The organism is Synechococcus sp. R50.1, from assembly GCF_047462115.1.
In the GTDB taxonomy this organism is placed as follows: Bacteria; Cyanobacteriota; Cyanobacteriia; order Thermostichales; family Thermostichaceae; genus Thermostichus.
Map to the genome: position 1 here is coordinate 1 of NZ_JANSIN010000071.1, position 9322 is coordinate 9322.

Below are 9322 nucleotides of genomic sequence, written 5' to 3' on the forward strand. Positions count from 1 at the left end.
GTTTGGAAACAAACAGAATGCTATCGCTGCATAGTTGAACAGTGATGTTCAGCAGTGTTCAGCGTAAATGTATCAGGAACTGTCCATGCAAGTGGAGTTTCGCGAGTGCGATCCGGGAAATCTGTGGATCTGGTTTGAGTTTGCCGAGCCGCCGGTCGAAGCTGAGCTGGAGTACCTCAACGAGGTGCTGGAGTCGTGGTACGTGTTGGGCAAACTGGGGGGATTTAACGCCGAGCGTCTGGTGGCCCAAGAGGCCGAGGTGGATCTGAGCTATCTGGAGTATCCCAACGAATCGGAGCCCTTGCCTTCCCTAATGCACAACATGGGATCCCTGGAAGAGAAGGACAACTGGGCCCGCTGCTGGTTTGATCTGGGCACCGCCGATGCGATGGCGCTGGATGTGTTGATCAACGCCCTGCGCACCCTCAGCCTGGAATACATCGGCCTCAGCCGCGTGATTATCGGCGGGCAAAATGAGGATTGGCCAACGGCGGATCCGGAGGAGATGGATGACATGGATGACTACGATCTAAACGGCTATGTGCGGGATCACAGGGAGGAGGAAGGAGGGCTGGAATAGCGGGATCCCTGCCTACTCCAAGTAGCCCAGCTCTTGCATCTGCCGCACCAAGTCGGCATCGCTTTCCACATTCACCTTGCGAGGAGCCGTGCTGGGCTGTCGGGATTCTGCCCAGCTCACCCACGTTCTCAGCCCCTGCTGCAGGCGAGCCAGCCAAGCCTGGGGCCAGCCGGTCTCCACCGCCGACCCGTCGTGACAGCGTTGCGGATCAGCATCAGGGAGAGAGGACACGGGATCCCCGTCGCCGACCCAGAGCAGATCCCGCAGCTCCGCCGGATCCTGCTCCAAGTTGTAGAGGCTGGGACGATCCCCCGTTTGGATGAGCTTGGTCATCCCCTCATAGAGGGCACGGCGGATGTCGTAACAGGCACGCGCCCGCAGCAGGCTGTCGTTACGGCTTTCCATAGCCCGAATGAGGAGGTGGGGCGGGAAGGCTTCGCTGAGCACTGTTCCCTGCTCGGGATCTTCCCCTGCCAAGGTGCGGGCCAAGCTGAGGCGGGCGACCTCGCGGCGGAGCTTGAGGCTGACACAGGGGGCACCGTTGGGGGAAAGGTTGGGGCTAAAGCCGGCAGCTTCCAGGAGGGTATGGAAGAGGCGGCGGGTGGAAACGGGGGTGGCAATGCGTTTTCCTGCCGGGAAGTGGCCGGGATAGCGCAGGATGAGGGGCACGCGGATCAGCTCTTCGTAGACCACAAAGGCGTGGCCGACGAAGTCGTGTTCTCCCAGGCCTTCGCCGTGATCGGCGACGATGGCCACCAGCGTGTTCTGCTCCAGGCCGGTGTGGCGCAGGGTGTCGAAGACGGATCCCAGTAGGTGATCTTGGTAGGCCACCTCAGCATCGTAGATATCCCGCAGCACCTGCGCTTGCAGTGGAGAAAGGGGCTGCGGCAGGGGCGCCATCCAGCGGTAGGGCTGGGCGTTGTATTGGCGCAAAAAGTCGCGGGCCTCGCGGTTGCTTTTGAAATAGGGGGCGTATTTCTGCACAAAGGGCTCCGGCGGCCAGTAGGGCAGATGGGGCTCCATCAGGTTGACAAAGCAAAAGAAGGGCCGTGCTCCGGGATCCGACCGGCGGCGGGCCATCTGCTGCAGGTAGCGGTTGAGGTCGGCAATCGAGGCGGCGGTGTTGCCTTTGAAGTTGAGCAGGCGGGTCCAGAGGGAGGCAAACCAGGGGTGCAGCGCCAGCTGGAAGAGGGCGTCGGAGCGGGCAAAGGCGTTTTGCACCGGATAGGAGAGCCGCCGCCAAAATTGGGTGTAGGCGGCCAGCCAGCGGTTCAAGGGGGCGGGCAAGGGGGTGCCTTCGGGGGGGCGGGTGGGCAGAGCGCCACCGTAGTTGTAAAAGGTTTCAAAGCCGCGCCGCAAGCCGTTTTTCAGGATCCCCACCAGAGGGTTGTTGCAAAAGCCCACAGTGGTATAGCCGCTCAGCTGCAACAGCTCTGCCAGGGTGGGCAAGGCGGGGCTCAGCTCCAGATCTGCTTGGACGGTCTGGTGGGTGCTGGGGTATTCCCCCGTAAACAGGGAAGCGTGGGAGGGGATGGTCCATTGGGCGGGGGCAATGGCCCGCTCGAAGAGGGTGGATTCGGCAGCCAGCCGATCCAGGTTGGGGCTGGTGGGCAGTTGGCGGGCACGCTCCGCTTCCGACCAGTAGCAGGAGAGACGATCTGCCCGCTGGGTATCCAGCACGATCAGCAGGATGTTGGGGCGTTCTACGGCAGCAGCGCCGGCCCTTGCGGGGGAATGTCCTGTTTGCGTCAGCGAGACGGAGTCCTTAAAACTCACCACAACCCACCTGATACGTTTCTTAAAGTATCCCTATCCTGCCATGCTCTCGGCCAGCTTTCTGCTTCCCCCACCGCCTCCTCAGGGCAAAGTGAGCTGGGTTTGGCTGTTGCCTTGGATCCGAGCAGTGTTGGCCTGCCAATCCAGGATCCCTTGGTTGCCTCTGACAGTCAAAGCCTGGCCGGGCTGGCGGTAGCGCACGTTGCCCTGGGCCTGCAACTGGGTGGAGCCGATGCGCCAGCGGATCTCCTGGGCCTGCAGCTCTTGACCGGTTTGCTCGGCTTTGGCTTGCCCGTTGCCCAATATGCGCAACTCGGTTAGAGGCAGGGGAGCCCGCAACTGCTCGCCCCTGAGGCGCAAAGCTTGTAAGGGAGCGTAAACCTCTACAGACCCTACTGCCTGCACTTCCCCGACGCCAAATTGCCACAGAAAACGGCTGGCGGCCAGCTCCAGATCCGGATCCCGGTACTCTGCCCGCACCGGCTGAGTGGGATCCCAGTTCTCCAGCTGCATCTGGGCTTGGCCAAAGTCGACGAGCAGCCGCTCCCCCTGCAGGGATCCCTGGCCCTCCAACAGCTCCACTTTCACCTGGCCCTCAGCTTGGAGGAGGCGCTGTTCCGGCAGCCATTCCACCCGCTGGGCCTGCAGACGCAGGTTGTCTCGCTCCGATTCCACCTCGACTTGACCCGTCAATTCCAGACGTCGTTCGCCGGGGTAGGCAGAGCCTTGCTCGGCGCGGGTGCGGATGGCGCGGTTGTCTTCGTCGAAGAATTCCCCCTCAACGGCCTGCAAATGGGCGGATCCCAACTGCACAGGAGCGGCACCATTTTCTGGGGGGGACTCATATTCGGCCAGGCGAGCCTGTAAGCGCCAAAGAATGCCGCCGTCGGGCCTGGCTTGGGTGAGGGTGATGTCTTCGTAGATCAACTGGGGGGTGGAGATGGGCTCGGAAGGCGCATCGGGATCCCACTCCGGCCCGCCACAGCCCGCGCTCAGCAGGGCCAAAACGGCCAGGAAACGGAGGACAGACAAAGACCTGGACTGCATGGATCTTCCTTGGGGGCTTTCTCCCCTACCCTAGCTTTCTTAGGACTCCGTCCCGCTGGCGCGATCAGCCGTATCCTTCCGCTGCGCTGAGCCGGATCCCGCTCTCGGCAAACCCGTGGCATTATCAGGGCAAGGGGTTTTCGGGGGCAAGCGTGACCCAACTGTTGCAACTTTTCATCTACGGCCTTGTCTTGGGCAGCATCTACGCCCTAGGAGCAATTGGGGTGTCGCTGACCTTTGGCATTTTGCGCTTTGCCAACTTTGCCCACGGGGATCTGATGACCCTGGGGGCCTACTTCGGCCTGACATTTGTTGGGTTGGGTTGGCCAATTGGGGTCAGCCTGATCCCGGCAGCTTTGGCCACGGTACTTTGTGCAGTTGGGATCGACCAACTCATTTATCGCCGCCTGCGCCGGGAGGCACCAGTGATCTTGCTCATTTCTTCTTTTGGCACCGCCCTGATTCTGCGCAGCCTGGTGCAGATCATCTGGGGGCCCAACAATCAGGTGTACCGCAGCGGGATCCAGTTGCCGTGGCGGCTTGGGGAGCTGCGCATTAAGCCCGATTGGGCAGTGATCCTGGCGGGAACAGCCCTGTTGGTGGTGGCACTGCATCTCTTCTTACAACGCACGCGGGTGGGCAAAGCGATGCGGGCCATGGCCGACAATTTTGAGCTGGCCAAGATTACCGGCATTGATACAGAGCGGATCGTCCTCTGGACTTGGGCCATTGGCGCAGCCTTGGCCTGTGCAGCAGGTGTGTTCCTGGGCATGGATACCCGTCTGCACCCCACCATGGGCTGGCGGCTATTGTTGCCCATTTTTGCAGCGGCCATTCTCGGCGGCATCGGTCGCCCTTACGGGGCCATTGCCGGAGGGCTGGTGATTGGCCTGGCGGAAGAATTCTCGACCTTGGTGATCAACCCGGCCTATAAAACCGGGGTGGCCTTCGCCATTTTGGTACTGCTGCTGATCTTCCGACCCACAGGATTACTGGGATCCCCAGGTGGGGGGGATGTCTGATGTTGAGCTACGGCATTTTCTTTTTGATTTTGGTGGGGATCTACGGCGTGCTGGTGCTGGGCCTCAATATCCAGTGGGGCTACGCCGGCATGTTCAACATCGGGGTGGGGGCTTTTTTTGCCGTGGGAGCCTATGCCAGCGCCATTGTCACCACACCCCCAAGCGCCGAGCATTTGGGCGGCTTCAATCTACCCTTTTGGGTGGGTTTTGCCGTGGCTGTGGCCGTCGCCGGAGCGATTGCCTTTTTGATCGGGTTGATTACCCTGAAGCTGCGTTCCGACTACTTGGCCATCGCCACCATCGGCATTGCTGAGATCATCAGCCAAATCCTGAGAAATGAGGGCTGGCTCACCAACGGTGTACGGGGAATTACCCGCATTCCACGACCCTTTCGCGGCTGGATCCCAGGTCAGGATACTCTTCTCTACTTGGGCTTGGTGCTGTTGATCTTGGCGGCGGTCTACTGGGCTGCGGAGCGGGCCTATCGCTCCCCTTGGGGGCGGGTGTTGCGGGCCATTCGCGAGGATGAACCGGCAACCATGGCCGCCGGCAAAGATGTGCTCCAGTTTCGCCTGCAGGCGTTTGTGTTGGGATCCATGCTGATGGGGTTGGCGGGGGCCCTCTACGCCCATTTTGTCAATTTCATCAGCCCAGAAGCCTTTCAACCGGAGTTTGCCACCTTTATCGTTTGGGTAATGCTGATCGCGGGGGGCAGTGGCAACAATCGCGGCGCCTTGCTGGGAGCGCTGGTAATTTGGGGGGTGTGGTCGGGCAGCGAGTGGCTCACCAACCGTTTGCCGCCCCAGTGGGCCACCCGGGCTGGCCCTTTGCGCATTTTGTTGATCGGGATCCTGCTCCAGGTCATTCTTCTGACGCGCTCTCAAGGATTGTTGCCTGAACGTCCGCCCAAGCCCGTCTTGGGCACTTCTCCTTCGCCTAAGCAGAACCCCGCAGGATAGGATTGGGTCGGCTCCAGCTGTTGTTGACGTGTTTGAGATAACCCAGCCCTCTGTCGTCATGACTCCGCGTCCCAAGGAAACTGACCCTTCCTGGCCACCCTGCAACCCCGACACGACGGGCTGCCCCCCTGATGCCGGACAACCAGGGATCCGGACTACACCCATCCAAGAGGGCTATGCTCTGCCGGAGCAGTATTTCAACCGGGAGCTGAGCTGGATTGAATTCAATGCCCGGGTTTTGCACGAGGCCCTGGATGAGCGCACACCTCTGCTGGAGCGGCTGAAGTTTCTGGCCATCTTTGAGAGCAACCTGGACGAATTTTTCATGGTGCGGGTGGCGGTGATCCGTCGTCAGTTGGAAACGGGCGTGTTGGTGCTAACCCCGGATGGCCTTACACCGCAGCAGCAGTTGCAGCAGATCTCGAGCCACCTGCGCCCCCTGATTCGAAAATTGCACACTTGCTTCCGGCAGGAACTGGTGCCCAAGCTGGCGGAACAGGGCATTCACATCCGCGATTTTTCCGAGCTGGCCGAGTCGGAACGGCAGGAGCTGCGGGACTACTTTGAGAGGCGTTTGTTTCCAGTGCTCACCCCCTTGGCGGTGGATCCAGGCCATCCTTTTCCCTACATCTCCAACCTCAGCCTCAGCTTGGCGGTGGTGGTGCGGGATCCAGAGACTGGCAAGGAGCATTTTGCTCGCGTGAAGGTGCCCAACACCTTGCCCCGCTTTGTGCCGCTGCGGGATGGGGTGAGCTTTGTGCCGCTGGATCAGGTGATTGCCCACCATCTGGAAGCGCTGTTTGTCGGCATGCAGGTGCTGGAGTACTACCCCTTCCGCATCACCCGGGATGCCGATCTGGAAATCCAAGAGGACGAGGCCGACGATCTGCTGGCTGCCATTCAAGAAGAGCTGCGCAAACGACGCTTTGGCTCGGTGGTGCGCATGGAAATTGCCAGCCAAACTCCGGCAGCCATCCGACAACGGCTCAGCGAAGAGATGCGCCTCAACAGTGACTCGGTGTACGAAGTGGATGGCCTCTTGAGTATGGGGGGGGTGATGGCGTTTCTCAGCCTGGATCGGCCCGATTTGAAGGATCCCCCTTGGGGGCCGGTCACCCCGCCCCGCCTGCGCACTGCCTCGGTCAGCGATGAGCCGGTGGATATCTTTGCCGTCATCCGGGAAGGGGATCTGTTGGTGCATCACCCCTACGATTCTTTTGCCGCCAGCGTGGAACGGTTTTTGGAGGAGGCCGCCAACGATCCGCAGGTGCTCACCATTAAGCAAACCCTCTACCGCACCTCCGGCGACTCGACGGTGGTGAAATCCCTCATTCAGGCCGCCGAAAACGGCAAGCAGGTGGCCGCTCTGGTGGAGCTCAAAGCCCGTTTCGACGAAGAAAACAACATCCTCTGGGCCAAAAAGCTGGAGAAAGCCGGGGTCCACGTGGCCTACGGCCTGCCGGGGCTGAAAATCCACTGCAAACTGGCTTTGGTGGTGCGGGAAGAGGAGGGATCCCTGCGCCGCTACGTCCACATCGGTACCGGCAACTACAACCCCAAAACCGCCCGTATCTATACCGACCTAGGGCTGTTCACTTGCGATGAGACCCTCTGCAACGATGTTACGGAATTGTTCAACCTACTGACGGGCTACTCACGGCAACGGCAATTCCGCAAGCTCTTGGTGGCCCCCAGAACCCTACGCCAAGGCATGGAAGCCCTGATCCGCCGCGAGATGCGCCATGCCCAAGCGGGGGGCCAGGGGCGTATCATCGTCAAGATCAACTCTCTCACCGACCCGGAAATGATCCGGCTGCTCTACGAGGCCAGCCAAGCCGGGGTGGAGATCGATCTCATCGTGCGGGGCATGTGCTGCCTCAAGCCGGGGATCCCCGGCCTAAGCGAACGCATCCGCGTGATCAGCATCATCGGGCGCTTCCTGGAGCACTCCCGCATCTTCTACTTCTACAATGGCGGCCAGGAAGAGTACTTCATCGGCAGTGCCGACTACATGACCCGCAACCTGGATCGGCGCGTTGAGGTGGTTACCCCTGTCGAGGATCCCGCGTTGCAGCGGGAGCTCAAGGCGATCTTGGACATCTGCCTGACGGACAACCGGCAAGCCTGGGAGTTGCGCCCTGATGGCACCTACGTGCAGCGGCAACCCAAGCCAGGAGAGCCTGTGCGCTCCACCCACCAACGCCTGATGGAGCGGGCCGCCAGCCGCATTTAGCAGGATAACTCTCACTGCTAACCTCTCTCTCAGAGGGAGAGAGGAGCAGCCTCGCCGCTATCGGGAATGGCCACCAAAGCTCAGGATCCGGTGGTCTTGGCGGCCTCGGCCTCTTCCTCGCCCAGCGCAATTACCCGTTCCGTGGCCTGCAACGAAGACTGCAAGCTCTCCAACTTTTCCCGGCTGGCGCGGTTCAGCCACGACTCGATTGCATTCACCAAGAGCTGATCCACAGAGAACCAGCCCCCCCCATTCACCGCAAAGGCCAGGAAGATCGCTGCGTAGATGGCGGATAGCTCCAAGTAGGGAACGCTGAAGCCGGCCACCTTAATGTGATGGAACATGGCCACCGCCATCGTGGCGAACAAGCCCAGTGCTGCCCCTCGGGTCAACAAACCCAACGCCACCATCGGAGCTGCGATCAGCTCGGTATAGGCAGCTACATAAGCGAAGAAGATCGGGAAGGGCAACCCGATCACTTCTACATAAGCCGTCGCAAACCCTTCAATATCTGCCAGCTTGTCAAGGCCGTTGTGAATCATGAATAGCCCTGCCACCACCCGCAAAACGGTCCACGCCACTTGAGACCAGCGCGGAGTTACGCTGTCGTGACGCAAAGCTGAGGCGAGTAGCACGGGAAACTGCTGAGTGAGTGCCATAGGATAAAACCTGCGATGCAAAGATGAGCAAAGATTCTAACTTATTGTAACGATTCTAAATTTCTGTAACAAGGGTGGGACTCAGATCCCCAGTGGTCAAGGGATCCCATCCAGAAACAAGGTCTCCGGCCCGCTTTCGCGACCGGTCGGGTGGGTTTCCGGCGAGCTTTCACCGCAGGCGATTGCGCCACACTATCTCTGCTCTTGGCCTGGGACTTTTCCGGCCTTGCTGAGACCTGTCAACCTCTGTAAATGGATCCCTCATAATGGGTTCATTTGCTGCCTGTGTCGATATGGTTGCCGAATCTGTCCTCGCCTCTGATGTCAGCTCCGCCAAATCCCAAGCCGGGAGAGAGGAGGGATCCCCGCCTGCCATTCGTTTGCGGAGGGTCAGCCGCAACTTTTCCGGGATCCAAGCGGTGGACGGGGTGGATTTGGAGGTGCAGCAGGGGGAGTTTTTTACGTTGTTGGGGCCGTCGGGTTCGGGCAAAACCACCTGTTTGCGGATGATCGCGGGCTTTGAGCGTCCGGATGAGGGGCAGATCGAATTGAACGGCCAGAATGTTTTGGGTCTGCCGCCCTACCGACGGCCTGTGAACACGGTGTTTCAGGACTATGCTCTCTTCCCCCACATGACGGTGGCGGAGAACGTTGGCTACAGCTTGATGATCCGCGGCATACCGCCGAAGGAGCGCCAAAAGCGAGTGCAAGAGGCGCTGGAGCTGGTACAACTGCCCGATCTGGGATCCCGTAAACCCAGCCAACTTTCAGGGGGGCAACGGCAACGGGTGGCCTTGGCGCGGGCTTTGGTTGGCCGACCGCAGGTGCTCTTGCTGGATGAACCTTTGGGGGCGCTGGATTTGAAGTTGCGCCAACAGATGCAGTTTGAACTCAAGGCCCTACAACACCGCCTTGGTCTCACCTTTTTGTACGTCACCCACGACCAAGAAGAGGCCGTAAACTACCCGACTCCGACCGCTAAGCGGTACGGAGCGGGCTTTCAGTAGCCCTGAGCCTGTTCTGCTCTACCAGAGAACAAAACAAGC

Annotated in this window: 8 protein-coding genes; 5 read left to right on the forward strand and 3 right to left on the reverse strand. The window is 60.3% G+C overall.

The genetic code is table 11. From position 1 onward, the window contains the following. Positions 1-85 precede the first annotated feature (85 nt). Positions 86-580, forward strand: a complete 495-nt coding sequence (locus tag NW870_RS12440; protein ID WP_414331319.1) for a DUF3531 family protein — start codon at positions 86-88, stop codon at positions 578-580. 12 nt (positions 581-592) lie between these two features. Here the strand turns inward: NW870_RS12440 and NW870_RS12445 are convergent, their stop codons facing one another. Together NW870_RS12445 and lptC are read right to left on the reverse strand one after the other, a co-directional pair. Beyond that, positions 593-2356, reverse strand: a complete 1764-nt coding sequence (locus NW870_RS12445) for a sulfatase (protein WP_414375539.1) — start codon at positions 2354-2356, stop codon at positions 593-595. Positions 2357-2437: 81 nt separating this feature from the next. Next, on the reverse strand, positions 2438-3403 hold the full coding sequence (gene lptC, locus NW870_RS12450) for an LPS export ABC transporter periplasmic protein LptC (RefSeq protein WP_414375540.1): 966 nt from the start codon (positions 3401-3403) through the stop codon (positions 2438-2440). 152 nt (positions 3404-3555) lie between these two features. On the opposite strand from lptC, the gene NW870_RS12455 reads away from it, so the two are divergent. From NW870_RS12455 to NW870_RS12465, 3 genes are read left to right on the forward strand one after another with little or no spacing between them, the layout of a single operon-like run. Further along, complete coding sequence (locus NW870_RS12455; protein ID WP_414375542.1) at positions 3556-4425, forward strand: branched-chain amino acid ABC transporter permease; 870 nt, start codon at positions 3556-3558, stop codon at positions 4423-4425. After that, on the forward strand, positions 4425-5384 hold the full coding sequence (locus tag NW870_RS12460) for a branched-chain amino acid ABC transporter permease (protein ID WP_414375543.1): 960 nt from the start codon (positions 4425-4427) through the stop codon (positions 5382-5384). Before NW870_RS12455 ends, NW870_RS12460 begins: the two co-directional genes overlap by 1 nt. A gap of 58 nt (positions 5385-5442) precedes the next feature. Beyond that, entirely contained in the window at positions 5443-7617 is a 2175-nt protein-coding gene (locus NW870_RS12465; protein WP_414343684.1) for an RNA degradosome polyphosphate kinase, read from the forward strand. An 80-nt stretch (positions 7618-7697) separates the two neighbouring features. Here the strand turns inward: NW870_RS12465 and NW870_RS12470 are convergent, their stop codons facing one another. Further along, positions 7698-8198 (reverse strand): DoxX family protein, encoded by a 501-nt coding sequence (locus tag NW870_RS12470; RefSeq protein ID WP_414343683.1) that lies wholly within the window; start codon positions 8196-8198, stop codon positions 7698-7700. A 344-nt stretch (positions 8199-8542) separates the two neighbouring features. On the opposite strand from NW870_RS12470, the gene NW870_RS12475 reads away from it, so the two are divergent. After that, on the forward strand, positions 8543-9283 hold the full coding sequence (locus tag NW870_RS12475) for an ABC transporter ATP-binding protein (RefSeq protein ID WP_414375545.1): 741 nt from the start codon (positions 8543-8545) through the stop codon (positions 9281-9283). Positions 9284-9322 lie beyond the last annotated feature (39 nt).